This is a genomic window from Isoptericola sp. NPDC055063 (assembly GCF_053608125.1).
Map to the genome: position 1 here is coordinate 50,252 of NZ_JBSGUW010000001.1, position 25,471 is coordinate 75,722.

The window sequence follows — 25,471 nt, forward strand, 5'->3', positions numbered from 1 at the left end:
GGGGGTGGGCTGGGGGTGGGGGGGGGGGGGGTGCGTTTTTTCGGGGGGGGGGGGGGGGGGGGTGTTGTGTCCCCCGGCGAGAGAAAAGAGCACCCCAACCCCCCGCTCACAACAACCTTGGGGGTCGCTCAGAGGCCGAGGGCCTCCAGGACGTCGGCGAGCTCGCGCCGGACGGCGGCGCGCGCGGCGTCGGCGTCGGGCTGCTCCAGCGCCACGCGGGCGACGTCGCGGCACCGCGCGAACGACACCTCGGCCAGCACGGCCGCGACGTCGGCCAGCGCCCGCGGCGTCATCGACAGGGACTTCACGCCCAGGCCCACGAGCACGGGGGCCAGCACGGCGTCGGCCGCCGCCTCTCCGCACACGCCCACCGGGCGGCCGTGCGCGTGCGCGCCCTCGCAGGTGGCGCGCACCAGCTCGAGCACCGCGGGCTGCCACGACGTGGACAGCGTGGCGAGGTCGCCGAGCATGCGGTCGGCGGCCATCGCGTACTGCGTGAGGTCGTTGGTGCCGATGCTGCCGAACGTGGCGTGCTCGAACACCCAGCGCGAGCGCAGCGCCGCCGCCGGGACCTCGACCATCGCGCCGGCCCGCTGCAGCCCGTGCGCCGCGCACGCGGCGACGAACGACCGCGCCTCGTCGGTCGTGGCCACCATGGGCGCCATGACCCACACGTCCGCGGACTCGGCCTCGGCCGCCGCGGCGATCGCCTGCAGCTGCCGGTCGAGCACCTCGGGGTGGGCGACGGCGGTGCGCAGCCCGCGGACGCCGAGCGCCGGGTTCGGCTCGTCGTCGGCGGTCACGAAGGGCAGCGGCTTGTCCGCCCCGGCGTCGAGGGTGCGGACCACGACCTTGCGGCCGGCGAAGGCGGACAGGACGCCGCGGTAGGCCGCGACCTGCTCCTCGACCGTCGGCTCGACGTCGCGCCCGAGGAAGCAGAACTCGGTGCGGAACAGGCCCACGCCCTCGGCGTGGGCGGCGACGGCGGCCTGCGCGGCCTCCGGGTCGGCCACGTTGGCAAGCAGCTCCACCCGGTGCCCGTCGGCGGTGCGGCCGTGGCCGTCGAACTCGCGCTCGACGCGCACCGCGTTCCGCGCGGCCTCGACCTCGGCGTCCGACGGGTCGCGCAGCACGGTGCCCGCGCCGCCGTCGACGACGACGGTCTCGCCGTCGGCGAGGTCCTCGGCGCCCCGGACGGCCACGACGGCGGGGATGCCGAGCGCCCGCGCCAGGATCGCGGTGTGCGAGGTGGGGCCGCCCGCGCTGGTGACGATCGCGACGACCGCCTCCGGGTCGAGGGTGGCCGTGTCGGCGGGCGCCAGGTCCTCGGCGACGAGCACGAACGGGTGCCCCGGCGCGGGGACGCCCGGCGGCCGCACCCCGGTGAGCTCGGCGACGATGCGGTCGCGCACGTCGCGTACGTCGCGGGCGCGCTCGCTCAGCGGCGGGCCCAGCGGCTCGAGCTGCGCGGCGAGCGCGTTCGCGGCGTCCCACACCGCCCGCTCGGGCGTGAGCGAGCCCTCGCGGACGCGGCGCTCGGCGTCGCGGGCGAGGGTGGGGTCGGCCGCCATCGCGGCGGTGACGGCAAGCACGTCGGCCGCCGTCCCCGTGGCCTGCGCCGCCTGCGCGGCGAGTCGGTCCTGGACGGCCGACGTCGCGGCGCCCAGGCGGGCCACCGCGTCGTCGGCACCGGTCGCGTCCATCGCGTCGACGGCCGCCGCAGGGGGCTCCGGGACGGGGGCCGGCATCGTCACGACGACGCCGGCCGCCCGCCCGGGGCTCACCGGGGCACCGGTGAGGGTGGTGCTCATCAGACCGCGTCCTTGCCCTTCGCGGACCCGCCAGAAGCACCGGCCTCCACGGCCACCGCCTCCGCGGCGGCCTCGGCCTTCGCGGCCTCCTTGCGCTCCTCCGTCGCCTGGTCGCCCGTGACGGCGGCGGCCTCCTCCGGGTCGTCCTCACGGCCCGGGGTCTTGAGGTTCCACTTGGCGATGACCCAGCGGAACAGGAAGTAGTAGATGACGGCGTAGGCGAGGCCGATCGGGATGAGCAGCAGCGGCTTCTGCGCGATGCCGAGGTTGAGCACGTAGTCGATGGCGCCGGCGGAGAAGCCGAAGCCGTCGTGGATGCCGAGCCAGTTGACCAGGGCCAGCGAGGCGCCGGTGAGGACCGCGTGGATCGCGTACAGCGGGTAGGCGACGTACACGAACGAGTACTCGAGGGGCTCGGTGACGCCGGTGACGAAGGCGACGAGCGCGGCGGAGCCCAGCACGCCCGCGATGACCTTGCGGTTCTGCGGCTTGGCCATCTGGATCATGGCGATGGCGGCCGCAGGCAGCGCGAACATCATGATCGGGAAGAAGCCGGTGAGGAACGTGCCCGCGGTCGGGTCACCGTTGAGGAACCGGGCGATGTCGCCGTGGACGACCTCGCCGTTCGCCGCCGTGTAGTTGCCGAACTGGAACCAGGGCAGCGAGTTGAGCAGGTGGTGCAGGCCGAACGGCAGGAGCAGACGGTTGAGCGTGCCGAAGATGAAGCCGCCCAGGATCGTGGAGCCGGTGACCCAGCCACCGATCTTGTCGTTGAACAGCCAGTCGAACGCCGGGTAGAGGTACGAGAAGCCGACCGCGATGACGAGCGAGGCGCCCGCCGTGACGATCGGGACGAAGCGCCGCCCGCCGAAGAACGCCAGGTACGCGGGCAGCTTGATCCGGTAGTACTTCTGGTACAGCAGGGCGGCGGTGAGGCCGATGACGATGCCGCCGAGCACGCCGTAGTTGATGAGCTCCTGCTCCGCGCCGGCCGCGGGCTCGCCGAGGATCTGCGGGGACAGCGCGTCCGTCACACCGGAGAAGACCAGGTAGCCGATGAGGGCCGCCAGCGCGGTGGAGCCGTCCGACTTCCGTGCGTAGCCGACCGCGACGCCGATGGCGAAGATGATCGGCAGGTTGTTGAACAGGGCGTTGCCGGCGGCGGCGAAGACCGTCGCGACGGTCTGCACCCAGGCGATGTCGATGGCGCCGAGCATGTCGGGCTGACCGATGCGCAGCAGCAGCGCGGCGGCGGGCAGCGAGGCGATGGGCAGCATCAGCGAGCGGCCGACGCGCTGCAGCTGCGCGAGGCCGGGGAATCCCCGCTTCTGCTTGGTCTCAGCGACCGTGGTCATGGTTCTCCTCCGATGGATGGCCCGGGGGCGGGCATGTCCTGCAGGTCCGGGCCTGCGTCGTCCGGCGGCAGTGTCGCGACGTCGTTCGGGCGTCGTTGCCGGTGATCCACCCACGCTGCCACGGGCAGGTTGTCTGGACCACTTGCACGAAGACTGGTCTAGACCTCATGATGTGTCAACCCCGCGTTCGCGACGGGGACGGGAGCAGGACGCGAGCCGATCGGCACGACGACCGCGATACTGGTCCCGATGTCGAAAACGACGCTGATCGATGCCGATCACAGGGCAGGACGGGACACGACGATGGCCAGGGGCGCAGCTCGCGGCGGCGAGCACAAGTACCTCGCGGTGCGCGCATACCTCGCGGACCTCGTCACGACCGAGCTCGCCGTCGGGGACGCGGTCCCCTCCGAGCGCAGCCTCACCGAGAAGTTCGGCGTCTCGCGCATGACGGTGCGCCAGGCGATCGACGCGCTGGTCACCGAGGGCGTGCTCGAGCGCGCGCAGGGCCGCGGCACGTTCGTCGCGCCGCCCCGCGCCGACTTCGAGATGCGCCTCACGACGTTCGGCGAGGAGGCCCGGCGACGCGGCCTCAAGCCCGGCGCCACCGTGCTTGCCAGCGAAGAGCTGCCCGCGCCCGCCGTCGTCGCCGAGGCGCTCGACCGCGAGGCCGGCACCCCCGTGCACCACGTGGTGCGGCTGCGCACGGCGGACGGCAACCCGATGAGCGTCGAGGAGTCGTGGATCCCCGTCGACCTCGCCCCCGACCTGCTGGCCGACGGCGTGCCCGACAGCCTCTACGCCGCCCTGCGCGAGCGCGGCCTGAACCCGACGTGGGGCGAGGAGGTCATCACGGCCGCCGACGCCACCGCCGAGGAGCTCGAGTCCCTGCAGATGCAGGGCTCCCGCGCCGTCATGCGCACCGCCCGGCGCACCTTCGGCGGCGACGCCGCCGTCATGTACTCCCGCGCCTGCTACCGCGGCGACCGGTACAGCGTCTTCGTGCCGCTGCGCGAGGCGCGACCCACGCTGGTCCCCCGCAGCCGCGCCGCCGACAGCGCCGGCGCGACCCCCGTCCAGCCCGGACGCATCCCCGAAGGGAGCCCCCGATGAGCACGCCCGACTCCGACGCGCAGCTCGCCGCCACGATCCTCGCCGGACTCGGCGGCGTGGAGAACGTCGAGGAGATCGACCCCTGCACCACCCGGCTGCGATCGCTCGTCAAGGACCCCGGCCTCGTCGACGCGGCGCTGCTGAAGCGCGCCGGGGCGTACGGCGTGATGATCAACGGGCGGGTCGTGCAGGTGGTCGTCGGTCCGCGCGTCGACACGATCGCCTCCGACCTCGCCGAGCTCATGTGAGCGTCGCCTGAGCCCGGCATTCCCCCACGAACCTCCTCACCAGGAACCACCAAGGAGCATCATGAGCAAGGCACAGCAGATCCTCGACGCGCTCGGCGGCGACGACAACATCGTCGACCTCGAGCCCTGCATCACGCGGCTGCGCGTCGAGGTCGAGGACCCCGACAAGGTGAACGACGCCGCCCTCACGAAGGCGGGCGCCATCGCCGTCGTGCGCTCCGGCATCGCGATCCAGGTGATCGTCGGGCCCGAGGCCGACACGCTCGCCTCCGACATCGAGGACCTCCGCTGATGACGGCGCTGACCGTCCTCGCGCCCGTCACCGGGACCGTCGTCGACGTCTCCGAGGTGGACGACCCGGTGTTCTCCGCCGGCCTCGTCGGCCCGGGCCTCGCGATCGAGCCCGACGACGTCCGCGGTGGCGAGGCGGTCGCGCCCATCGCCGGGAAGATCGTCAAGCTGCACCCCCACGCCTTCGTCCTGCAGCACGAGGACGGCCGCGCGGTGCTGGTGCACCTGGGCATCGACACGGTCAAGCTCGGCGGCGAGGGCTTCACCACCCACGCGTCCGAGGGCGACGTCGTCGAGCGCGGCGCCGTGCTCGTCTCCTGGGACCCCGCCGCCGTCCGCGCGGGCGGCAAGTCCGCCGTGTGCCCCGTCGTCGCCCTCGAGGCCACGCCCGACGTCGTCGACCGCCTCGCGCAGGTCGGCACCATGGTCGAGCACGGCGAGGACCTGCTCACCTGGGGCTGAGCCCCGCTTCGAGGTAGTCCCGGATCTGCTGAGGTAGTTCGAAAATCGCCGAGGTAGTTCGCAAGCCCGCGAGGTAGTCCACTACCTCGCCAGGATGCGAACTACCTCGGCGATTTTCGAACTACCTCGGCACGATCCGGACTACCTCGGCGGTCAGGCGAGGGTGACGCCCAGCGCCTCGAGGACGGCGTCGACGGGGTTGCAGTACGTCAGCCCCGTGCCGTCGGCACCGCCGGTCTCGGAGCCGGCGAACAGCAGCCCGATCGCCACGCCGTCCTCGCGGTAGACGAGCGACCCGGAGTCGCCGCCGCGCGAGAACGCGCCGCCGGTGCCCTCCACCTCGATCTGGTTGTCGAAGGACAGGGCGCCGAGCTCCTCGCCGTAGCCGACCACCACGTCGTCCATCTCGATCGCCGTCACCCGGCCCTGCGTGAGCGCGGTGGTGCGGCCGATCTTCGCGACCGCCTCGCCGCCCGCGGCGGCGGCCGTGGTCGTCACCGCGCCGACGGGGTAGGTCGGGTCGGTCTCGATCCCGTCGTCCAGGAGCGCGAGCGCGGCGTCCACCGTCGCGGGCTGCCCGGGGGTTAGCGGCACCACCTGCGCGAGCGTGCCCACCCGGTCGGCCGGCGCGCGACCGCCGTCGGCCGGGCCCGGCTGCACGACGACGTCCCCGACCTGCGCCGACGGCGACCCCGCCAGCACGTGGTAGTTGGACAGCACGAAGCGCGCACCGTCGGTGCCCTCGGTGCCACCGCCGTCCGCCTTGACGACGAACGCGCCGAGCGTGCCCGCGGTGACGTCGACGTGCGCGATCGACACCCCCGGCCGCAGCGGCCGCACGCGGTCGGTCTCGCCGAGCGCGCGCGCCGTCACGACCGGCGGGCGGACCTGCGCGCCGAGGGTGCGAATGCGGCCGGTGCGCCGCACGTCCACGGAGTCGCCGGCCTCCGCGGCCAGCTTCCGCACGAACGAGCGCGCCGTGGGCACCCCGAGCCGGTACCGCACCGCGATGGCGAACGCGCCCTCCCCCTGCGGCGCGAGGCCGAGCGACAGGGTGGGGGCGCGCACCACGTCGGCGGGCGTCGCGTCGTCGCCGACGGCGTACGGGCTGGCGGGCACGCCGTGACGCTCGGCCAGGTCACGGGCGAAGTCGGTGAGCTGTGCCTTGGTCTCGCGCGCCGTCGTCAGGTCCATGCCGAGAGTCTGGTGCAGGCCTGTGACACACCAGATGTCACAAACCGGCGAGTCGGACATCTCTGCTTGCCGTGAGACCCGCACGATCCCTCGCGACCGAGTCCGACGACGTCTGCCGCGCCCTCACCTGGGCCCTCGACCACGACCTGCACGCCCTGATGGAGCACCGTCAGGTGGCGCACCTGGGCGCCGCCGCGCGACGGCGCGCCGACGCCCTCCTCGTCATGCGCTGGCAGCGCGCCGCAGCGCGGTCAGGCGCGCAGTAGCCGCCGCACGCCGAGCCGGCGGCCGCGCGCGGTGACCAGCGTGGCGAGCGCGAGACCGCCCAGGCCCCACAGCACGAGCAGCGTGACGCCCATCCCGAGCCCGCCGGCGGCGGGCACGACCACCGCGGTGAGCGCGTCGCGGGCGGCGCCGACCGGCAGCGCGTCGACCAGGCCCTGCAGCAGCGTGGGCACGGTCGCGACGATGCCGGTGGCGATGAGCAGCACCGCGATGAGCAGGCTGATCCCGCGGCCCAGGTTGCCCAGCAGGCCCACGAAGCCCTGGTGCACGGCGACGAACGCCACCGACGCCACCGCGCCGACGAGGATCGCGCCGACCCAGCCGCCGGCGTCCAGGCTCTCGACCGCCGCGAGGATCACCCCGACGGCGGCACCGGTGACGGCGCCCACGGCCGCGGGGAGGGTGAACGCACGCAGCGCGAGGCGCACCGAGTCGCGCGTCGAGCCGAGCGCCCCCGCCAGCACGGGCGGGAAGATCGTCAGCAGCGCCAACGCGCCCAGCCACAGCGCCACGACCGCGAACAGCGGCCCCGACGCGCCCATGCTGATGCCGCTCGCCGACGGCGCCTTCACCGGCTGCGCGACCACCGACGACAGCGTCGTGCGCTCGTCGTCCGTGGTGGTCGGGATCTGCCCCTTCGCGTCGCCGAGGCCGTCGGAGAGGTCGCCCGCGCCCGTGGCGAGCTGCCCGACGCCGCTCGACAGGTCGGACGCCCCCGTGGCCAGCCCCTCGGTGCCCGTCGCCAGCTGACCGACGCCGGTGGACAGGTCCGCCGCCCCCGAGGCGACGCCCGTCGCGCCCGTGGCGAGCTGGCCGACGCCCGTCGAGAGCTGCGACGCGCCGCCGGCGAGCTTCGAAGCCCCCGAGCCGAGAGCCGTCGCTCCGCCGGACAGGTCCGACGCGCCCGACGCGACGCCCTCCGCGCCGCCGGCGACCTTCGTCGCACCGGACTCGAGGTCGGCGAGGCCGTCCGCGAGGTCGGACACCCCGCCCGAAAGACCGGCCGCGCCGTCGGCGAGGTCGTCCGCGCCGCCGGCGAGCTTCGTCGCGCCCTCGCTCGACTGACCGATTCCGGCGGAGACGGCGTACAGGCCGGTGGGGTCCGAGCCCGCGGCCGCCGGCTTCCCGGCGAGCGCCGAGGCGCCCGTGGCCACCCCGCCCGCGGCCTTCTGGAGCGCCGGTCGGAGCTTGTCCATCGCGTCGCAGCCCTCCTGGGCTCCCGCGGTGCAGGCGTCCTGGGCGGCGAAGTACTGCCCGAGCAGCGAGTCGACGGCCTGCGTGCCCTCGGCGAGCTCGGTCGCCGATGCGGGCAGGTCCGCCGTCTCCTTGTCCAACGTCGCGAGGCCGCCTGCCAGTGCGTGGGCGCCGTCGGCGAGGTCGGACGCTCCGCCGGCGGTCTTCGAGGCTCCGTCCGCCAGCTTGTCGGCACCGTCCGCGCTCGCGGCGACGCCGTCCGCGACCCCGTGCGCGCCGGTGGCAACCTGGTCCGCCCCGTCGGCGAGGGCGGAGGCTCCACCTGCGAGCTGACCGGCACCGTCGGCGAGCCCCGAGGCGCCGGACGCCACCCCGGAGGCGCCCGAGGCGGCGCTGCTCGCACCGTCCGCGAGCTGACCGGCCCCGTCGCTGAGCTTCGACGCGCCGCCCGCGGCCTCGCCCGCGCCGTCCGCGAGCTGGCCGGCCCCGTCGCTGAGCTTCGTCGCCCCGCCCGCGGCCTGGTCCGCGCCGTCGGCGAGCTGGTTCGCGCCGTCCTGGGCCTGCCCGATGCCGTCGGACAGGTCGTTGAAGCCCACGAGGACGTTGTCCACGTAGGTCTCGGTGAGCGTGCTGGACAGGACCGAGGTGGCGGTCGCGGCGACGACGCGGGCCAGCGCGTCGTCGGCGACCCGCCCGCCGGGCGGGGTGCTGACGTCGATGGTGGCCTGCTTCGCCGTCGACGGGTCGTCGTTGCCCATCGACGTGGCCGCGGCGGAGAAGTTCTTCGGGATCGTCACGACGGCGGCGTAGGTGCCGTTCGCGAGGCCGTCGGTCGCGGTCTCCTCGTCGGTGATGGTCCAGTCGAAGTTGGTCGCGTCGGCCGCGGGCTGCGCGGCCTTGGCGCCGTCGGCGGTCTCGCCCCCGCTGACCAGGCCGGACGCGAACTGCCGCCCGAGCGGCACGGTCTGGCCCTGCACCTCGACCGGCTCGTCGAGGTTGACGATGGCAGCGGGCACCTGGTCGAGCCGGTCCTGCGGGTTCCACAGGGCGGCGAGCAGCAGCCCGAGGATCATGAGCGGCAGCAGCGCGACGGCGGCGACGCTCCACGGGTTGCGGCGCGCGGCGGCGACGCTCGTCGGGGTCGGGGTCGCGGCGGTCATGCCTGCACCTCCTGCACGTGGGTGTCCTCGTCGATCTCGGCCGGCTCGCGCACCGGTTCGGGCGCCGGTGCGTGGACCGGCTCGGCGGACGGCGGGGGCGGTGGCACGTCGGCCCCGGTGAGCACGCTGGGCGCGCCGAACCCGGCGCCGACGTCGAGCACGGCGACCTCGCGGCCTGCGCCCTCGGGGCCGCCCGCGTCGAGCAGGTCGGTCGCGGCGACGCCGCTGGCCCCCAGCAGCACCGCGGTGCCGCCGTGCTGCGCCCGGGCGAGCGCGCCGGCGAGGGCCTCGCGCGCCGGGCGGTCGACGACGGCGTCCGTGCGGTCCACGACGACGATCCGCGCGCCGTCGCGTACCGCGGCGTCGACCGCGGGGGCGGGGCGGCCGTGCTCGGCCAGGGCGTCGACGACGGCGACGCGGCCGCGCACCGTCATGGCGCGCTCGGGCAGTACGAGGCCGGTGACCTTGACCGCGCCCGCGTCGGGCGCCATGCGGCCCGCGAGCGCGAGCAGCACCGCGGAGACCGGGGCGGCCGCGTCGCCGTGCACGCACAGCGCGCCGCCTGCCGGGAGGCGCACGCTGACCGGCCCGACGACCGGCGGCGCGCCGTCGTCCGGTCCCGCGACCACGAGGTCCCGGGCGGCGACGGCGTCGGTGGCGTCCGGCTCCGGCCAGGAGGCGAGCCGCAGCTCCTTGGTGAGGCCCTCGCCCTCGACGTCGAACGTGGGCAGGATGCGGTCGAGCCAGCGCGGCATGTGCCAGGCCCGCTCGCCGAGCAGCGCGAGCACCGCGGGCACGAGCGTCATCCGCACGACGAACGCGTCGACGACGACGCCGACGGCGAGGCCGAGGGCGATCGGCTTGAGGGTCATGTCGCCCTCGGGCACGAACGCGACGAAGACCGCGAACATGATGACCGCCGCGGCGGTGACCACCTTGGCGGAGCCGAGGAACCCGCTGCGCACGGCGCGGCGGGCGTCGCCGCCGTGCACGTAGTCCTCCCGGATCCGGGAGACCAGGAAGACCTCGTAGTCCATGGCGAGCCCGAACAGCACGCCCATGAGGATGATCGGCATGAAGCTGATGACGGGGCCGAGCGTCGTGACGTTGAGCGCGTCGGCGAACACGCCCTCCTCGAAGACGAGCGCCACCGTGCCGAAGGCGGCCCCGACCGACAGCAGGTAGCCGAGCGACGCCTTGATCGGCACCCAGATCGAGCGGAACACCATGGTGAGCAGCACCAGCGACAGCCCCACGACGACGAGGCCGAACGGCAGCAGCGCCGCGCCGAGCTTGTCGGAGACGTCGATGCCGACGGCGGTGAACCCGGTGACGGACAGGTCGACGCCGTACTTCTCCAGGTAGTGGTCGTGCTGGTCGCGGATCTCGGTGACGAGGGCCTTGGTCTCCTCGGACGTGGGCCCGCCCTCGGGGATCACCTGGATGATGCCGGTGTCGGCGGTGGGGTTGGGCGTGGACAGCGGCACGTCGGCGACGCCGTCGAGCGTGCCGATCTCCTTGCCGAGCTCGTCCATGAGCGTCAGGGGGTCGTTGCTGGTGACGATCGACCCGGTGACGATGAGGGGCCCGTTGAAGCCGTCGCCGAACTCCTGGCCCACGAGGTCGTAGGTGACCCGGGCGCTGTTGTCCTCGGGCAGCGAGCCGGCGTCCGGCAGCGCGAGGCGGAGGTTCGTGGCCGGCCAGGCGAGGGCGGCGATGGCGCCCACGACCAGCACGATCGTCAGGACGGGGAAGCGCGTGGCGCCGCGCACCCAGCCGTCGAAGAAGCGGTTGCGGCGGACGCCGTCCGCGGGAGTGGCGGCGGGCGCGGCCGCACGCTTCGCCCTCGCCTTCCCCTTCGGCTTCCGGGCCGCCCGCGGCGCCCTGGGCCGCAGCCGCTCGCCCGAGAACGAGAGCAGCGCCGGCAGCAGTGTGAGGGAGATCAGCACCGCGACGCCCACCGCGACGGCGGCGGCGATGCCCATGACCGTGAGGAACGGGATGCCGGCGACGCCGAGGCCCACCAGCGCGATCATCACGGTGAGGCCGGCGAAGATGACGGCCGAGCCGGCCGTCGCGACGGCGCGGGCGATCGACTCGTCGACGTCGAGCCCTTGGCCGAGCTGTTCGCGGTGCCGGGACACGATGAACAGCGCGTAGTCGATGCCGACGGCGAGGCCGAGCATCAGGCCCAGCATCGGCGTCGTCGAGTTGATCGGGCCGAACACCGTGGCCGCGAGGAGCAGCAGCATCGACACGCCCACGCCCATGAGGGCGTTGACGAGCGGCAGGCCGGCCGCGACGAACGAGCCGAGCGTGATGATGAGGACGACCAGGGCGACGACGACGCCGATCGCCTCGATGATGCTCAGCGCCGGGAACTCGACGCTGAACAGCTCGCCGCCCAGGCTCGCCTGCGCGCCGTCCGGCAGCGCGGCGGCGAGGTCGTCGCTCGCGGTGTGCAGCGCGTCCTTCGTGTCCTCCGTGATGACGGACTGGTCGCCGTCGAGCTGGATCGTCAGCAGCGTGGCCGACTCGTCGTCGTTGACCGACGCGGCCATCTGGTCGTCGTAGGGGGAGGTGACGGCGGCGACCTGGTCGATCTCGCCGATCTCGTCGACGGCGTCCGTGATCGGGCCGCGCATCGCCGCGTCGTCGATGGTGGAGCCGTCGGGGGCGACCACGATGATCTGGGCGGACGAGCCGCTGACCTGCGGGAACGTGGCCGCGAGGCTGTCGAGCGCATCCTGCGACTCGGTGCCCGGGATGGTGACGGAGTTGTCGAACCCCTGGTAGAGCAGGCCGGCCGCGCCGCCGACGACGGCGAGCACGAGGACCCAGCCGATGACGACGAGCCGCCGGGCCCGGGCGGCCCATCGGCCGAGGGAGTACAGGACGGAGGACACAGGCTCTCCCGGGACGACGGAGCAGGGATTCGATACGGCACTGTATCCGATGCACGAACGTATCGGATACATGGCCGTATTGGCTAGAGTGGGCCGGGGCCGGGCACACTGCCCGCGCCGGACGCGAGCCCGGCAGACCCGAGAACCTGGCCGCACCCGAGGAGGAGCCCTGACCACCGACAGCGTGGCCCCCGACGACGCTACGGCCGTCCCCGGCCGCTCGCCCCGGCGCGAGCGCACCCGCGAGCGCCTGCTGGACGCCGCTTTCGAGGTGTTCGCGCAGGTCGGGGTCCAGGCCGCGTCGATCGAGGCCGTCTGCGAGGCCGCCGGGTTCACCCGCGGCGCCTTCTACTCGAACTTCGCGAGCAAGGAGGAGCTGTTCCTCGCGCTCACCGAGCGCGAGGCGCGCGGCCACCTCGGGGCCCTCGAGCGCGCGGTCGCCACCGTCGACCCCGCCGCGCTGCAGACCCCGGACGGCTTCCGCTCCACCGTGCGCGAGGTCATCGCGTCCGTCCTGCCCGACCCGGCCGCCAAGACGTCGTGGTGCGTCATGGAGCTCGAGTTCGAGCTGCTCGCGCTGCGCGACCCGCAGGTCGCGCAGCGCTACGTGGACCAGCAGCAGGTGCTGCGCGAGGAGATGATCGCCGCGCTGAACCGCGTCATGGCTGCCCTCGGCCTGCGGTTCGCGATCGACGAGCACGTCGCCATCGACCTGCTCCTCGGCGCCCACGAGGCCGGGCAGCGGGCCGCCATGCTCCCCGCCGACACCGCCCGCAAGGACGCGACCACCATGCTCGAGGTCCTCGTGGACCTCATCGTCGCCCCCGCCTGACCGGGCACCGCACCCCACCGCCCGCTGCCGAACAGGCAGTTGACACCGTTATCGCGCCTCGAGGGGCGCGATAACGGTGTCAACTGCCTGTTCGGCGAGGAACTTCAGAGATAGTCGGGCAGCTCCTGCTCCGTCTCCAGCACGTGCTCGGCCAGGAACGCCAGGACCGTCTGGTACCAGACCTTCGCGTGCTGGGGCGCGAGCACCCAGTGGCCCTCGTCGGGGAAGTACAGGAAGCGGTGCACGGTGCTGCCGTCGTCGGCGGCGGGCAGGCCGGACTCGGTGAGCAGCTCCTGCCACAGGCGCAGGCCCTCGCCGATCGGGACGCGGTAGTCCTTGTCTCCGTGGACGACGAGCATCGGGGTGCGGATGTCGGCGACGAACCGGTGCGGGCTGTTGGCCTCCGCCATCTCGGGCGTCATCTCGCGCTGCCAGTAGTAGCCGTGGTCGGTGGTGGGGCCGAACTGGTCGAGCGCCCACAGGCTGGCGTGCGTGACGATCGCGCGGAACCGGTCGGTGTGCCCGGCCACCCAGTTCGCCATGTAGCCGCCGAACGACCCACCCATGGCGGCGGTGCGCGTCGCGTCCACCTCGGGCAGTGCCTCGACGGCGTCGGTGATCGCCATGAGGTCGGTGAACGTCGTGCCGCCCCAGCTGCCCCAGCCGCGCTGCACGAAGTCCTGGCCGTAGCCGGTGGACAGGGCCGGGTCGGGCAGCAGGACGGCGTACCCGCGCGCCACCATCAGCCACGGGTTCCAGCGCCAGCTCCACGCGTTCCAGGAGCCGAGCGGCCCGCCGTGGATCCACAGCAGCAGCGGCGCGGGGGTGTCCGCGGCGGCGCCGTCGGGCAGCGCGAGCCAGGCCCGGACGCGCGACCCGTCGGCGGCCGTCGTCTCGACCTCCGTGAGGGTGCCGGGCAGCGCCGGGGCGGGCACGGGGCCGAGCAGCGCGGCAGCAGCGACGGGCTCGCGCTCGCCCGCCGCGCCCGACGCGACGAAGGCGGCGAGGTCCACCCGCACCGGCTCCGACGGCGCGGCGTAGCTGGTGCGCAGCGCGTAGAGCGCCGACCCGTCCGGCGCGACCCGCACGTCGGAGAACACGGCGGCGTCGGCCGTCACCCGCTCCACCGTCACGGGCTCGCCCGCACCGGGCCCGCCGGGGCCGAAGGTCAGCAGGAAGAGCGGGCCGCGGCCGTCCTCGTCGGCCGTGACGACCAGGCCGGAGCCGTCGGGCAGCCAGGTGGCGGAGGTCGGCCAGCGGTCCCAGTCGTCCGCGAGGACCTCCGGCTCGCCCGAGCCGTCCAGGCGGGTGAGGCCCAGCCGGACCACGGGGGCCTCCTCGGGCGTCGTCACCGACTCCGACACGAACACGACCCACCGCCCGTCCGGGGAGACCGCGGGGGCGAACGCGTCGGCGTCCGGGTCGTCCACGAGGGCGCGGCGCTCGCCCGACGCCGTGTCGACGGCCGCCAGCGTGGAGCGCAGCGCCGCCCCCGGGTCGCCCACCGACCACGTCGTGACGAGCGTGCCGCCGTCGGGCGACAGGTCGGCCCCGTGCTCGAACAGCTGCCGGCCCGCGCCGGTCACCTGGCGCAGCTCCAGGCGGGCGTCGTCGGCCGCGAGGTGGGCCACGAAGCGGCGGTCCTCGTCGGGTCCGAGGTCGTGGTCCCAGTGCCGCACCGGGTAGCCGGAGTGCAGGATCGCGGAGATCTTGCGGTCCGTGCGCTGCTTGCGCAGCGCCTCGTCCTCGGCGAGCCCGGCCGCCTTGGGCAGCACCGGCGCCGCGACGGAGACGACGTCGGACGCGCGGGCCGCGAGGACGCCGCCCAGGCCGCCCGGTGCAGTGGCCACCACGCGCGCCTCGCCGCCGCCCGCCGGCAGCAGCCACAGCGCCGCCTTCGGCTCCTCCTCGTCCTTCTCCGCCTCCGGGTCCGGGCGGGCGGACGCGAACAGCACGTCGCCCGACGCCGCGAACACCGCCGACGACTCGCCCTTGCGGCTGCGCGTCAGCCGCCGCGCCGGGGCCGCGCCCGCCGGGTCGACCTCCCAGACGGCCGTCGTCCAGCCGGTGCGCTTCGCGTCGAGCGTCTGGACGGTCGTGACGAGGCGTGTGCCGTCGGGGCTGAGCGAGAGACCGGAGACCCGAGGGATCTCCACGTAGCGGTCGAGGTCGTCGAAGGGCGTGGGGGCGACGTTGTCCTGGGTCACGCGCCCCGGTCTACCACAGCACCTGCCGAGCAGGCAGTTGTTACCGCGATGGAGCCCGGGACGGCTCCATACCGGGAGCAACAGCCTGTTCGGCGACGGGGGCGGGGGCGCCGTAGAAGCGGGCGAAGGCGGCGACGAGCCGACGTGACGACTCGACCATGGCGCCCGCCGTCATCCCCGCGACGTGCGGGGTGAGGATCGCGTGCGGGTTGCCCACCAACGGCGAGGCGAACCGGTCACCCTCGGCCTCGAAGACGTCGAGCGCCGCGACCGACGGGCCGCGGTCCGGGTCCCGCAGCGCCGCGTCGAGCGCGCGCTCGTCGACGATCCCGCCGCGCGCGATGTCGACCAGCAGCGAGCCAGGTCGCATCGCTTCCAGCTCGGCGGCGCCGATCATCCCCCGGGTCGAGGCCGTGAGCGGCACGTGCAGCGAGACGACGTCGCACGACCCGATCAGCGCGGAGAGCGAGTCCGCCCGCTCGACGCCCCGCTCGCGCGCGGCCGCGGCCGTGAACCGCGGCGACCCCAGCACGACCACCGACGCGCCGAACGCCCGCACGAGCCGCGCCACCTCCCGCGCCGTCGCGCCCGCCCCGACCAGGCCCACGCGGCGGCCCGCCAGGCCGCGCGCCGGCCCCGGCGCGACCGCCTCGGCCCACCGGCCGGCGTGCAGCGCCGCGCTGCGCCGGGTCACGCCCCGCAGGCCGTCGAGCATCAGGGCCAGTGTGTGCTCCGCGACCGCCGCCGCGTTCGCGCCCGGCGTGGAGAGCACCTCGATCCCCAGCCGCCGGCACGCGGCCGCGTCCACCGTGTCCATGCCGGTCGCGGCGCGCCCCACGACCCGCAACGGCTGGTCGTGGGACGGGTCCGCGAGCCGCCCGAGCACCGTCGCGTCGAGCGGGATGCCCGCCCGGAACTTCACGGCGTCGAAGCCGGACGCGCGCTCGGCCACGTCCACCAGCGCCGCGCCGTCGAACCCGTCGAGGTCGACCACCGCGCCGTGCTCGGCGAGAGCCGCCCGCTCCGGGCCGGGCACGCGCCGCACGTTGACGGTGAGCTCGACGCCGAGACCCCGCAGCTCCCGCAGCTCGGCCGGCCCCCGGGCGCCCGGCGCGGGGTCGACGACGAGCACGCGGGGCGGCGCGGAGGGAATCGACATCGGAGCACCGTACCGACCCGCCCGCCGAACAGGCGGTTGACACCGCTATGGGGAGCGGACGGGCCCCATCACGGTGTCAACTGCCTGTTCGGCACCGTTGGCGGGGCCACGGGGAACGCCGGATGAACGTTCGCTGAACTTGTCCGCGCCGGCGCCCCGTGCGGTTGAGGGGTCCCGCCGTCATCGGGCACGGTCTGGTCGTGAGACCACCGTCGCCCCGTTCGTCCCACCCCGCCTCCTCCCTGCCGCCGCTGCCCGCCACCGCCGACCTGGTCGTCGTCGGGGCGGGGATCGTGGGGCTCGCGCACGCGCTCGAGGCGCACGCGCGGGGGCACTCGGTGCTGGTGGTGGAGCGCGACCCGCGGCCCGACGGAGCCTCGGCCCGGCGCGGCGGGCACGTGGCCGTCACGACGCAGGACGCCGCCACGCTCTCCTGCGCGCTCGCCTCGCGGGAGCGCTGGCTGAAGCTGGGGCGCGAGGCCGGGTTCTGGGTCAAGGACACGGGCGCCGTCGTGGTCGCGCGCTCGGCCGACGAGCTCGCCGTCCTGGACGACCTCGTCGCCGCGCGCGACGGCGACGCCCAGCTCCTCGACGCCGCGCAGGCCGCCGACCGGGCCCACGTGACCGCGGACGGCGTGGTCGGCGGCGCGTTCCTCCCCCTCGACCTGCGCGTGGACCCGCGCGACGCGCTCCGGGCCCTCGCCGCCGCCCTCGACGCGCGACCCCGGGCCGACGTGGCCTGGTCGACGACGGCGCTGACGTTCGAGGCGGGCACCGGTCGCACGCTGGTGCGCACGTCACGCGGGGAGGTCGTGGCCCGGCGCGTCCTGGTGGCGGTGGGCCCCGACCTCGACCGGTTCTTCCCCGGCGAGGCCGCGCGCACCGGCCTGCGGCACGACGTGCGGCAGGTCCTGCGCGTCGTCGCTCCGGGGCGGGCGCACGACCCGGCCGGCCCCGTCGTGCTCGGCGGCAGCACCCTCCTGCGCGACGCCGCCTACGCCCACAGCCCGGCGCTGGCGGACGTGCGCGAGCGCCTGCGCACCGGGGCTCCCGAGCTCCTCGACGCCGCCGTCCACCTCGCGTTCACCCCGCTCGCCGACGGCGCGCTCCTCCTCGGCGAGGCCCGCCGCACGGACGCCGAGCGACGCGCGGACGCCGCGCTCGACCGCGACCCCGAGCGCTCCGACGTCGCCGACGCGCTGCTGCTGCGCGAGGCCGCCGTGCTGCTCGGGCGGCCGCTCGAGGTGCGCCGGCGCTGGTCCGTGCCCGACGTCGCCGTGCCGCGCCCGCGCCGCGGCCCGTTCGCCGGCACGCCGTTCGTCGTCACCGACCCGGCGCCGGGCGTCACGACGGTGACCGTCGCGGACGGGCTCGGCACGACCACCGCGCTGGGCCTCGCCGCGAAGGTCGTCGACGGCCTGCTCTGACCCGGCGGCCGCGCCGGCGAGGGGCCCGGTGACGTCGCGATGGGTCGCCGTCCTGCGCGCTGACGGCGACCCGTCGCTACGTCACCCGCCCAGCCCCGCCCGGATCGCGCCCAGCGCGCGGTCGAGCTCGCCGTCGCTCACTCCCCCGAAGCCGACGACGAGGCCGGTGTGCCGGGCCGTGCGGCACGCGTCGGACAGCAGCGGCAGGTCGAAGCCGGCCTCGCGCGCGGCGGCATGGGCGCGCAGCGCGGCGTCCTGCGGCATGAGCCACGTCGAGTACATGCCGGCGGAGGTCGCCGCCGGGGCGGCGTGCGGCGCCAGGACCGCGGCGACCCGGGCCGCCCGCTCGGCGTACACGCGCCGCGCGGTGCGGACCACCGCGTCGAGCCAGCCGTCGCGCAGCAGGGTCAGCAGGGCGCGCTGCACGGGCCAGGCGGCGACGTCGTGCACGAGCCCGCGGTGCCGCGCCACGTCGTCGAGCAGCGCCGGCGGCGGCACCATCCACCCGACCCGCAGCCCGGGCGGCGCGGACTTCGACGCCGTCCCCAGGTACGCCACGCGGTCCCGGCCGAGGGTGGCCAGCGCCGGCACGGGCGCCACGTCGTAGCGGAGCTCGGAGTCGTAGTCGTCCTCGACGACGACGGCTCCCGTGGCCCGCGACGCGGCGAGCAGCGCCAGGCGGTCGTCGGCCGGCATCACGCGGCCCAGGGGGTGCTGGTGCGCCGGGGTCACGTACGCCGCGGCCAGGCCGCGCAGCGCGGCCTCGTCGTGCCGGGCCTCGGCCGGCAGGTCGACGACGGCGCGGCCCGATGCGCGCGCGGTGGCGACGGCGGCGCGGTAGCCCGGGTCCTCGACGCCCACCGGCCCCGGCGGCAGGACGGCGAGCACGTCGCTCAGCCCCGCCGTCGTCCCCGCGGTGACGACGACCTCGTCCGGGTCCACCACCAGGCCGCGGGTGCGGGCGAGGCGCTCGGCCAGCGCCTCGCGCAGCGCGGGCAGACCGCACGGGTCGTCGTAGCCCCGGGGCGGCGTCGCCGCCGACACCTCCCGCCACGCGCGACGCCAGCCCGCGCGGTGGCGCGGGTCGATCCACGGCTCGCCGGTGCTCAGGCGCACCAGCCCGCTGCCCGGACCCGCCGGGGGCCGCGGTCGCACGTCGGCGCGCGGCACCGCCTCCGACGCGACGAACGTGCCCGCGCCCCGGCGCGCGGACAGCCACCCCTCGGCCACGAGCTGGTCGTAGGCCTGCTCGGCCACCGAGCGCGCGACGCCGAGGTCCGCAGCGAGGGCCCGCGTGCTGGGCAGCCGGTCGCCGCGCCGCAACGTGCCCCGGGAGACGAGGTCGCGGACCTGCCCGGACAGCTGCGCGCCGAGCGGCTCGCGGCTGCCGCGGTCCAGGCGGACGGGGAGGGCTGCCACGGCGGGCTCCTGTCGTCGGGGGGCATGTCGGGGGTCGATGTCGAGGACGAAGTGGCCTGCTGGACCCACCCGGAAATGGCTCGTGACGGCAGGCCAGCCAAGGGCCACGCTAGCGGCATGGACGCACTCTCCCCCACCCCGAGGACCACCGTGCGGCGCGGCCGGAACCGTGCCGTCGCCGACCGCGCGGAGCTGCACGCCCTGCTGTCCGACGGGATGGTCGCCCACCTCGGCGTCGACGTCGGCGAGGGCGGCGACCGGCATCCCGTCGTGCTGCCGTGCGCCTACGCCGTCGACCTCGACGGCCCCGACGACGGCGGCACCTTGTACGTGCACGGGTCGGTCGCGGCGCGCTGGCTGGTCGGGGCGACGGACGCGACCGTGTGCGTCACGGTGACCGAGCTCGACGGCCTCGTCCTGGCCCGGTCGGGGTTCCACCACTCCGTGAACTACCGCTCGGCCGTCGTCATCGGCACCGCGCGCCTCGTCGACGACGAGGCGGAGCGGGAGCGCGCCCTGGACGCCATCGTCGACCACCTGGCGCCGGGCCGGTCCGCGACGCTGCGCCCCGCGACCCGCAAGGAGCTCGCCGCGACCGCCGTGCTCGCCGTCCCCCTGCGCGAGGCGTCCATGAAGGCCCGCGCCGGTGGCCCCGTCGACGACCCGGCCGACGTCGCCGCCGGGGGCTGGGGCGGGCACGTGCCGGTGCGGCGCGTCGTGGGTGCCGCGGTCCCCGACGCCCACGCCCACGAGCCGGTCCCGGCGCACGTCGCCGCCCTGGCCGGCCTGTCGCCGCGGGTGCGCCCGCAGCCTCAGCCCCAAACCGCCTGAGCACGAGGCAGCGCAACGTCTCCGCGAGGTGGCGCGGGAGGCCTTGTCGCGAGGCTGGTCGGGCCTGGCGGGAGCCGAGCGAGGAACGAGCGAGGCGGATGGTGCGCCTCGCGACAAGGCCTCCCGCGCCACCTCGCCCCGACTCGGACTACCTCGGGGGGCGCTCGTCGCGGTCGGCCATCTTCGCGAGCATGGCGTTGTACTCCTCCAGCTCGGCGTCGCCGTCGCGGTCCGCCTTGCGGTCGCGGCGGCGGGCCTCGCGCTCGTCGGAATTCGTCCACTGGACGGCGACGGCGATGGCGAGCGCGAGCGTCGGCAGCTCGCCGATGCCCCACGCGACGCCGCCGCCGCGCTGCTGGTCGTCGATCGCGGGCAGGCCCCACGGGCGGCCCATGTTGCCGAACCAGTCGGCGACGAGCAGCGACGTGCCCGTGGTGAGCACGACGCCGAAGAACGCGTGGAACGCCATCGTCGCGAACAGGAGCAGCAGGCGCTGGGGGTAGCCGGGGCGCTTCGGCCCGGGGTCGATGCCGACCAGCGCGTTCGCGAACAGGTACCCGACCAGCGTGAAGTGCACGATCATCCACACGTGGCCGGCGTGGTTGCGCAGCGCGAACTCGAACGCCGGCGTGTAGTAGAACGCGATCATGCCGCCCGCGAAGAGCACCGCCGCCACCACGGGGCGGGCCAGGAACTGGCCGAACCGGGAGTGCACCAGGCCGAGCACCCACTCGCGCGGGCCGCGGCTGCCGTCCTTGCGGGCCGGGATCGCGCGCAGCAGCAGGGTCACGGGGGCGGCGAGCACCAGGAACAGCGGCACCAGCATCGCCAGGATCATGTGCTGCACCATGTGGCCGCTGAAGATCACGCGCCCGTACACCGCCGGGCCGCCGCTGGTCACCCAGAACATCACGACCATGCCCAGGCACCACGAGATCGTGCGCCCCACCGGCCACCGGTCCCCGCGCCGCGCGAGCCGCGCGGCCCAGCGGAGGTAGACGATCAGGCCGGCGACGCACGCGAACGCCAGCAGCGGGTCGAGGCTCCACTCGGTGAACCAGCGCCCCATCGACGGCTCGGGCGGGAGCGCCCGGCCGGTGAGCTGGAAGGCGGGCGACACGTCGACGGGGACCTCGTCGGGCACGGGCGGCGCGGTGGAGCCGAGCGCCACGGCCACGCCGGAGACGGCGCCGATGACGAGCAGCTCGACGGCGAGCAGCCGCCAGAACAGGCGCCGCACCGCGCCCCGCGAGTCCGCACGGCCGAGCCGGTCCACGACCCACATCCGGTGCGCGAACCCGAACGCGCCGAGCCCCACCATGAGCACGGCCTTGGTGAGCAGCAGCACGCCGTACGGGGTGAGCAGGTCGCCGAACGAGCCCAGGCGCAGCAGCGCGTTGAGGATCCCGGAGATGCCGACGGCCGCGAAGCACCACCCCGCGATCGGCGAGAACCGCGCGACCGCCGCGGCGGCGGTGCGGCCGTCGTCGCGCCCCTCGCCACGACCCTCGGACCGACCCTCGGACCGGGTCAGCACGACCACCAGCAGGGCGCCCAGGCCACCCACCCACACGGCAGCGCCGACGAGGTGCAGCAGCATGGCGCCGACGGCGAGCTCGTGGTCCGCGGCGCCGGCGGCGTGGCCCGTGGTGGACTGCATGGCCAGGGCCGCGACCGGCAGCACCGTGGTCCACAGCGCGCCCACCGGCCCCCGCACCGCCATCGCGAGCGCCGACGTCACGGCCGCGACGACGATGATCGCGAGGTAGAGCCTGCCGAGGTCGAGGTCGGTGACGAACTGCCCGAGGCCCTGCCCGAAGGCGGGCGACGTGGGCGACGTGCCGGAGATGTTGGAGTACCGCAGCACGAGCTGCAGGACGGCGGCGACGGCCCACACGGCGCTCGCGGCGCCGGCGGTGGTGAGCACCCGCGTCTGGGCGCGGCCGGGCGGGAGCAGGCACGCGGCGACGACCAGCGAGCCGAGGGTCACCGAGAGGCTCACCTCGGTGAGCACAGTGACGACGGGCAGCCCGAACCGGACGGCGGCGCCCGGGTCGGTGAACCCGCTCAGCGCCTCGAACGCGCCCGAGTAGGCGCCGCCCGCCAGCACGGCGAGCACGGCGACGAGGACGGCGGCCGGCCCGGCGGCGACGAGCCACCAGGGCCGCTGCGGCGCGCTCGGGGTACCGCCCGACCGCTGGACGGCGGGAGCTGCGGAGGTCACCCGGCCAGCCTATGGGCGACGGGCGGCGGCCCGGAACGCCCCGGGTGTGAGACTCCCCCGCCTTCTCGGAGATCCGTTCTTCCCATTCCAACGATTATCGATTAGTGTCCAGGACGTTCGTTCGACACCGGGCGCCGCGGGCGCCCACCCACACGCAGCCGAACGTCGCGGGCCCCCGCACAGCAGCGGGCCGCGCCAGGCGGCAACCCGAGAGGATCAACGATGATCAAGCACCGCACCCTCGCGAGCGTGGGCACCCTCACGGTGGCCGCCCTCGCGCTCACCGGCTGCGCCGGCTCCGACGACGGCGGCAGCGGCGACGCGGGCGGCACCACCGAGGTCAGCCTCCTCGTCAACGTCACCCCGAACCTCACCGAGGAGTTCTGGAACGACCTCGTCAAGCCGTTCGAGGACGCCAACCCGGACATCGACGTCGTCGTCCAGGACCCGGGCGCCGAGGGCGTGACCGCGGCGCTCCCCCGCCTGCTCACCGCGGGCGACGCGCCCGACGTCGTCCAGTCGCTGCCCCCGACGACCGAGCTCGCCCCCGAGCTCGTCGACCTGTCCCAGTACGACTGGGCCAAGACCGGCCCGCTGGCCGACCAGTACTCGATCGACGGCAAGTACTACATGGCCGGCATCGGCTTCCAGCTGCAGAGCCTCTTCTTCTACAACAAGACGGCGTTCGAGGAGGCCGGCATCACCGAGGTGCCGACCACGGTCGAGGAGCTCACCGCCGACCTCGGCAAGCTCAAGGACGCGGGCTGGACGCCGCTGCAGACCGGCGGCGACTGGATGTCCAGCCACTCGATCCAGGCCCTCGGCCTGCCGACGATCATCGCGGAGAACCCGGACTGGTTCGCGCAGATGAGCGCGGGCGACGTCACCTTCTCCGACACGTACGGCGACACGGTCGCCACCTACGCGGACTGGGTCGCGAAGGGCTACATCCCCAAGGACGCCCTCGGCATCAAGTACCCCGACGCCGAGCAGGCGTTCCTGTCCGGCAAGAGCGCCGTCTACCCGATGGGCAGCTGGTTCGTCGGCTCCGAGGTCAAGGCCGAGGACAAGGCCGACATCGGCGTCTTCCGGGCCCCCGCCGTGGACGGCGTCAGCAACCCGGCGATGGGCGCGAACATCGCGAGCCCGTACTCCATCCTCAAGGCGAGCAAGAACCAGGACGCGGCGGCCAAGCTCGTCGAGTTCCTCGTGACCGACAAGACGGCGGTCGCGGACCAGCTCGAGGTCGACGGCAACTTCCGCGACGGCTACGAGTACGAGATGGACGACCTGGGCAAGGAGCTGCTGCAGATCGTGGCGGACACCCCCGCCGAGTCGTACACCCCGACCGGCCAGGGCTACGGCGAGCGCACCCTGCCCACCGGCTACTCGGACGAGATCAACGCGCAGACGCAGGCCCTCATCGGCGGCACCGCGCCCGACAAGGTCGACTCCGCGATGGACGACTGGTTCGCCTCCACCGCAGGCTGATGATGGCTGCGACCCTCACACCCGCCCGCGCGCGCCGCCGTCCGCCGGCGCGCGTGTGGCGCGACCGCGTCCCCGGGATCGTCATGGGCGGCCCCGCCGTCCTGGTGTTCCTCGCGATGTTCATCGTCCCGATGATCCTGGCGTTCGTGCTGAGCCTGACCGACTGGAACGGCTACAGCCTGAACTTCACGTTCATCGGCTTCGACAACTACGCGGAGGCCTTCCGCAACCCGCGCACCGTGGACGCGGCGATCTTCACCGCCGTCGTCGCGTTCGTCGGCACGGTCCTGTGCAACGGCGTCGGCCTCTTCATCGCTGCGCTGATCGCCGGCAACAGCCGCGCGAACACGCTGCTGCGCACGATCTTCTTCTACCCGTACATCATCAGCGCGCTGATCATCGGGTTCCTGTGGTCGGCGATGCTCTCCCCCGAGGGCGCCGTGAACGGCCTGCTGGGGCACCTCGGCATCGCGCCGGTGCCGTTCCTCACCGAGGTGGCCTTCGCGAAGGCGAGCGTGATCCTCACGATCGTGTGGTCGCACTTCGGCTTCAACATGATCCTGTTCCTCGCGGGCATCAAGTCCGTGCCCACGGAGTACTACGAGGCCGCCACCGTGGACGGCGCCTCGAAGTGGCAGCAGTTCCGCAACGTGACGATGCCGCTCATCGCCCCCGTGTTCACCGTGAACCTCGTGCTCACGCTGGTGGGGCTGCTCAAGGTCTACGACATCGTCCTGGCGCTGACCGACGGCGGCCCCGCCGCGTCGACCCAGACGATCGTGTACCAGATCCTGCGGGACTCGTTCGCCCAGTCGAAGCTCGGCTTCGGCGCGGCGCAGTCCGTGGTCCTGCTGCTCGTGACGGCGGTGCTGGGCCTCGCGGTGACGTTCGCCCGGCGCGGCGCGGAGAAGAAGGTGGCCGACTGATGGCGACGACGACGCACCCCACCACCCCCGTGACCCCGCCGGCAGCCCCGGCGCCGAGCACGCCGGCCCGGACGCCGCGGGCCCGGCGCCGCGAGCGCCCCGGCGTGGGCACCGTGCTCAAGTGGGTGGTGCTCGGCCTCGGCGCGCTGGTCATGCTCGTGCCGCTGTACATCATGGTGATCAACGCCTTCAAGCCGCAGGACGCGATCATCTCCTCGCCGCTGGCGATCACCCCGGACACGTTCAGCCTGGAGTACCTGCAGGCCGCCCTCACCAGCGAGAAGTTCAACGTGGTGAAGGCGTACGGCATCACGCTGCTGTTCGTCGCGCTGGTCAACGTGTGCGGCATCGCGCTCGCCGCGCCGGTCGCGTACGTCATCGCGCGCGGCCGCTCCAAGTGGCACCTGGGCCTGCTGCTGCTGTTCGTGTCCGGGCTGTTCATCCCGGGCCAGGTGACGCTGATCCCCGTCGTCTTCGTGCTGCGGGTGCTGGGCCTCATCAACACGATCCCGGGCTTCATCCTGTTCGAGACGGCGGCGACGCTGCCGGTGACGATCTTCCTGTTCTCCGCCTACCTGCGCACCGTGCCCCGCGACATCGACGAGGCCGCCGCCCTGGACGGCGCGGGCAGGATCCGGGCGTTCTGGTCCTGCATCTTCCCGATCATGCGGCCGGTGGTCGCGACGATCGTCGTGCTGAACTCGATCAGCGTCTGGAACGACTTCGTCAGCCCGCAGATCATCCTGGGCCCCAGCTCCGGCATCTACACCGTGACGACGGGCGTGTACGCGGCCGTGGGCGAGTTCTCCACCGACTACACGACCGTCTTCCCGACCCTGCTGCTGGCGGTGAGCCCCGCGATCCTCTTCTTCGTCCTCATGCAGCGGCACATCATCGGCGGCCTGGTCGCCGGCGCGACGAAGGGCTGACGCGCAC

20 protein-coding genes are annotated in these 25,471 nt (G+C 74.6%); 11 read left to right on the forward strand and 9 right to left on the reverse strand.

Going from position 1 to position 25,471, the window contains the following annotated elements; all coding sequences use genetic code 11:
- Positions 1 to 128: 128 nt before the first annotated feature.
- On the reverse strand, positions 129 to 1,811 hold the full coding sequence (gene ptsP / locus ACWF41_RS00270; protein WP_380326557.1) for a phosphoenolpyruvate--protein phosphotransferase: 1,683 nt from the start codon (positions 1,809 to 1,811) through the stop codon (positions 129 to 131).
- On the reverse strand, positions 1,811 to 3,166 hold the full coding sequence (locus tag ACWF41_RS00275) for a PTS transporter subunit EIIC (RefSeq protein ID WP_380326554.1): 1,356 nt from the start codon (positions 3,164 to 3,166) through the stop codon (positions 1,811 to 1,813). Before ACWF41_RS00275 ends, ptsP begins: the two co-directional genes overlap by 1 nt.
- Before the next feature lie 303 nt (positions 3,167 to 3,469).
- On the opposite strand from ACWF41_RS00275, the gene ACWF41_RS00280 reads away from it, so the two are divergent.
- The 4 genes from ACWF41_RS00280 (at position 3,470) to ACWF41_RS00295 (ending at position 5,280) form a co-directional block, all read left to right on the forward strand.
- Entirely contained in the window at positions 3,470 to 4,279 is an 810-nt protein-coding gene (locus ACWF41_RS00280) for a GntR family transcriptional regulator (RefSeq protein WP_380326551.1), read from the forward strand.
- A complete protein-coding gene (locus tag ACWF41_RS00285) occupies positions 4,276 to 4,527 on the forward strand; it encodes a glucose PTS transporter subunit EIIB (protein WP_380326548.1) in 252 nt (83 codons plus the stop codon). Before ACWF41_RS00280 ends, ACWF41_RS00285 begins: the two co-directional genes overlap by 4 nt.
- Positions 4,528 to 4,588: 61 nt before the next feature.
- Complete coding sequence (locus ACWF41_RS00290) at positions 4,589 to 4,819, forward strand: glucose PTS transporter subunit EIIB (RefSeq protein ID WP_380326545.1); 231 nt, start codon at positions 4,589 to 4,591, stop codon at positions 4,817 to 4,819.
- A complete protein-coding gene (locus ACWF41_RS00295) occupies positions 4,819 to 5,280 on the forward strand; it encodes a PTS sugar transporter subunit IIA (protein WP_380326542.1) in 462 nt (153 codons plus the stop codon). The genes ACWF41_RS00290 and ACWF41_RS00295 overlap by 1 nt, the downstream gene beginning before the upstream one ends.
- 153 nt (positions 5,281 to 5,433) lie before the next feature.
- Here the strand turns inward: ACWF41_RS00295 and ACWF41_RS00300 are convergent, their stop codons facing one another.
- A complete protein-coding gene (locus ACWF41_RS00300; RefSeq protein WP_380325962.1) occupies positions 5,434 to 6,474 on the reverse strand; it encodes a chymotrypsin family serine protease in 1,041 nt (346 codons plus the stop codon).
- A gap of 71 nt (positions 6,475 to 6,545) precedes the next feature.
- On the opposite strand from ACWF41_RS00300, the gene ACWF41_RS00305 reads away from it, so the two are divergent.
- A complete protein-coding gene (locus ACWF41_RS00305; protein WP_380325965.1) occupies positions 6,546 to 6,740 on the forward strand; it encodes a hypothetical protein in 195 nt (64 codons plus the stop codon).
- On the opposite strand, the gene ACWF41_RS00310 is transcribed toward ACWF41_RS00305, so the two are convergent.
- On the reverse strand, positions 6,726 to 9,113 hold the full coding sequence (locus ACWF41_RS00310; protein ID WP_380325968.1) for a YhgE/Pip family protein: 2,388 nt from the start codon (positions 9,111 to 9,113) through the stop codon (positions 6,726 to 6,728). The two genes, ACWF41_RS00305 and ACWF41_RS00310, sit on opposite strands and share 15 nt — an antisense overlap.
- Positions 9,110 to 12,019: an MMPL family transporter gene (locus ACWF41_RS00315; protein WP_380325971.1), complete on the reverse strand. Its 2,910-nt coding sequence runs from the start codon at positions 12,017 to 12,019 to the stop codon at positions 9,110 to 9,112. Before ACWF41_RS00315 ends, ACWF41_RS00310 begins: the two co-directional genes overlap by 4 nt.
- A gap of 184 nt (positions 12,020 to 12,203) precedes the next feature.
- Between ACWF41_RS00315 and ACWF41_RS00320 the strand changes: the two genes are divergently transcribed.
- Positions 12,204 to 12,851 carry a TetR/AcrR family transcriptional regulator gene (locus ACWF41_RS00320; RefSeq protein WP_380346913.1) on the forward strand — a complete coding sequence of 216 codons (648 nt, stop codon included), beginning with the start codon at positions 12,204 to 12,206 and terminating at the stop codon, positions 12,849 to 12,851.
- A 104-nt stretch (positions 12,852 to 12,955) separates the two neighbouring features.
- On the opposite strand, the gene ACWF41_RS00325 is transcribed toward ACWF41_RS00320, so the two are convergent.
- Positions 12,956 to 15,058: a S9 family peptidase gene (locus tag ACWF41_RS00325; RefSeq protein ID WP_380318972.1), complete on the reverse strand. Its 2,103-nt coding sequence runs from the start codon at positions 15,056 to 15,058 to the stop codon at positions 12,956 to 12,958.
- Positions 15,059 to 15,098: 40 nt separating this feature from the next.
- Positions 15,099 to 16,217, reverse strand: coding sequence for an NAD(P)-dependent oxidoreductase (locus tag ACWF41_RS00330; protein WP_380318975.1), 1,119 nt, complete (start codon positions 16,215 to 16,217; stop codon positions 15,099 to 15,101).
- Between the two features lie 200 nt (positions 16,218 to 16,417).
- On the opposite strand from ACWF41_RS00330, the gene ACWF41_RS00335 reads away from it, so the two are divergent.
- Positions 16,418 to 17,644, forward strand: a complete 1,227-nt coding sequence (locus ACWF41_RS00335; protein WP_380318978.1) for an FAD-dependent oxidoreductase — start codon at positions 16,418 to 16,420, stop codon at positions 17,642 to 17,644.
- 81 nt (positions 17,645 to 17,725) lie between these two features.
- On the opposite strand, the gene ACWF41_RS00340 is transcribed toward ACWF41_RS00335, so the two are convergent.
- Positions 17,726 to 19,063 (reverse strand): aminotransferase-like domain-containing protein, encoded by a 1,338-nt coding sequence (locus ACWF41_RS00340; RefSeq protein ID WP_380318981.1) that lies wholly within the window; start codon positions 19,061 to 19,063, stop codon positions 17,726 to 17,728.
- Between the two features lie 117 nt (positions 19,064 to 19,180).
- Here ACWF41_RS00340 and ACWF41_RS00345 point away from each other — a divergent pair, with 117 nt between their 5' ends.
- Positions 19,181 to 19,894, forward strand: coding sequence for a pyridoxamine 5'-phosphate oxidase family protein (locus tag ACWF41_RS00345; protein ID WP_380318984.1), 714 nt, complete (start codon positions 19,181 to 19,183; stop codon positions 19,892 to 19,894).
- A gap of 148 nt (positions 19,895 to 20,042) precedes the next feature.
- Here ACWF41_RS00345 and ACWF41_RS00350 read toward each other — a convergent pair whose 3' ends face one another.
- Positions 20,043 to 22,118: a cytochrome c oxidase assembly protein gene (locus ACWF41_RS00350; RefSeq protein WP_380318987.1), complete on the reverse strand. Its 2,076-nt coding sequence runs from the start codon at positions 22,116 to 22,118 to the stop codon at positions 20,043 to 20,045.
- A gap of 222 nt (positions 22,119 to 22,340) precedes the next feature.
- Here ACWF41_RS00350 and ACWF41_RS00355 point away from each other — a divergent pair, with 222 nt between their 5' ends.
- Genes ACWF41_RS00355 through ACWF41_RS00365 form a run of 3 tightly spaced genes read left to right on the forward strand, consistent with a single transcriptional unit; the run spans position 22,341 to position 25,464 of the window.
- A complete protein-coding gene (locus ACWF41_RS00355; protein ID WP_380318990.1) occupies positions 22,341 to 23,609 on the forward strand; it encodes an ABC transporter substrate-binding protein in 1,269 nt (422 codons plus the stop codon).
- Positions 23,610 to 23,611: 2 nt separating this feature from the next.
- Positions 23,612 to 24,535 (forward strand): carbohydrate ABC transporter permease, encoded by a 924-nt coding sequence (locus ACWF41_RS00360; RefSeq protein ID WP_380318993.1) that lies wholly within the window; start codon positions 23,612 to 23,614, stop codon positions 24,533 to 24,535.
- Positions 24,535 to 25,464 (forward strand): carbohydrate ABC transporter permease, encoded by a 930-nt coding sequence (locus ACWF41_RS00365; RefSeq protein WP_380318996.1) that lies wholly within the window; start codon positions 24,535 to 24,537, stop codon positions 25,462 to 25,464. Before ACWF41_RS00360 ends, ACWF41_RS00365 begins: the two co-directional genes overlap by 1 nt.
- Positions 25,465 to 25,471: the final 7 nt, after the last annotated feature.

Bases quoted from the DNA above. Each gene is read 5' to 3' on its own strand.
- ACWF41_RS00290 (WP_380326545.1), top strand. From the start codon at position 4,589: ATGAGCAAGGCACAGCAGATCCTCGACGCGCTCGGCGGCGACGACAAC.
- ACWF41_RS00285 (WP_380326548.1), top strand. From the start codon at position 4,276: ATGAGCACGCCCGACTCCGACGCGCAGCTCGCCGCCACGATCCTCGCC.
- ACWF41_RS00310 (WP_380325968.1), bottom strand. From the start codon at position 9,113: ATGACCGCCGCGACCCCGACCCCGACGAGCGTCGCCGCCGCGCGCCGC.
- ACWF41_RS00300 (WP_380325962.1), bottom strand. From the start codon at position 6,474: ATGGACCTGACGACGGCGCGCGAGACCAAGGCACAGCTCACCGACTTC.
- ptsP (WP_380326557.1), bottom strand. From the start codon at position 1,811: ATGAGCACCACCCTCACCGGTGCCCCGGTGAGCCCCGGGCGGGCGGCC.
- ACWF41_RS00280 (WP_380326551.1), top strand. From the start codon at position 3,470: ATGGCCAGGGGCGCAGCTCGCGGCGGCGAGCACAAGTACCTCGCGGTG.
- ACWF41_RS00365 (WP_380318996.1), top strand. From the start codon at position 24,535: ATGGCGACGACGACGCACCCCACCACCCCCGTGACCCCGCCGGCAGCC.
- ACWF41_RS00275 (WP_380326554.1), bottom strand. From the start codon at position 3,166: ATGACCACGGTCGCTGAGACCAAGCAGAAGCGGGGATTCCCCGGCCTC.
- ACWF41_RS00330 (WP_380318975.1), bottom strand. From the start codon at position 16,217: ATGTCGATTCCCTCCGCGCCGCCCCGCGTGCTCGTCGTCGACCCCGCG.
- ACWF41_RS00360 (WP_380318993.1), top strand. From the start codon at position 23,612: ATGGCTGCGACCCTCACACCCGCCCGCGCGCGCCGCCGTCCGCCGGCG.
- ACWF41_RS00345 (WP_380318984.1), top strand. From the start codon at position 19,181: ATGGACGCACTCTCCCCCACCCCGAGGACCACCGTGCGGCGCGGCCGG.
- ACWF41_RS00295 (WP_380326542.1), top strand. From the start codon at position 4,819: ATGACGGCGCTGACCGTCCTCGCGCCCGTCACCGGGACCGTCGTCGAC.
- ACWF41_RS00355 (WP_380318990.1), top strand. From the start codon at position 22,341: ATGATCAAGCACCGCACCCTCGCGAGCGTGGGCACCCTCACGGTGGCC.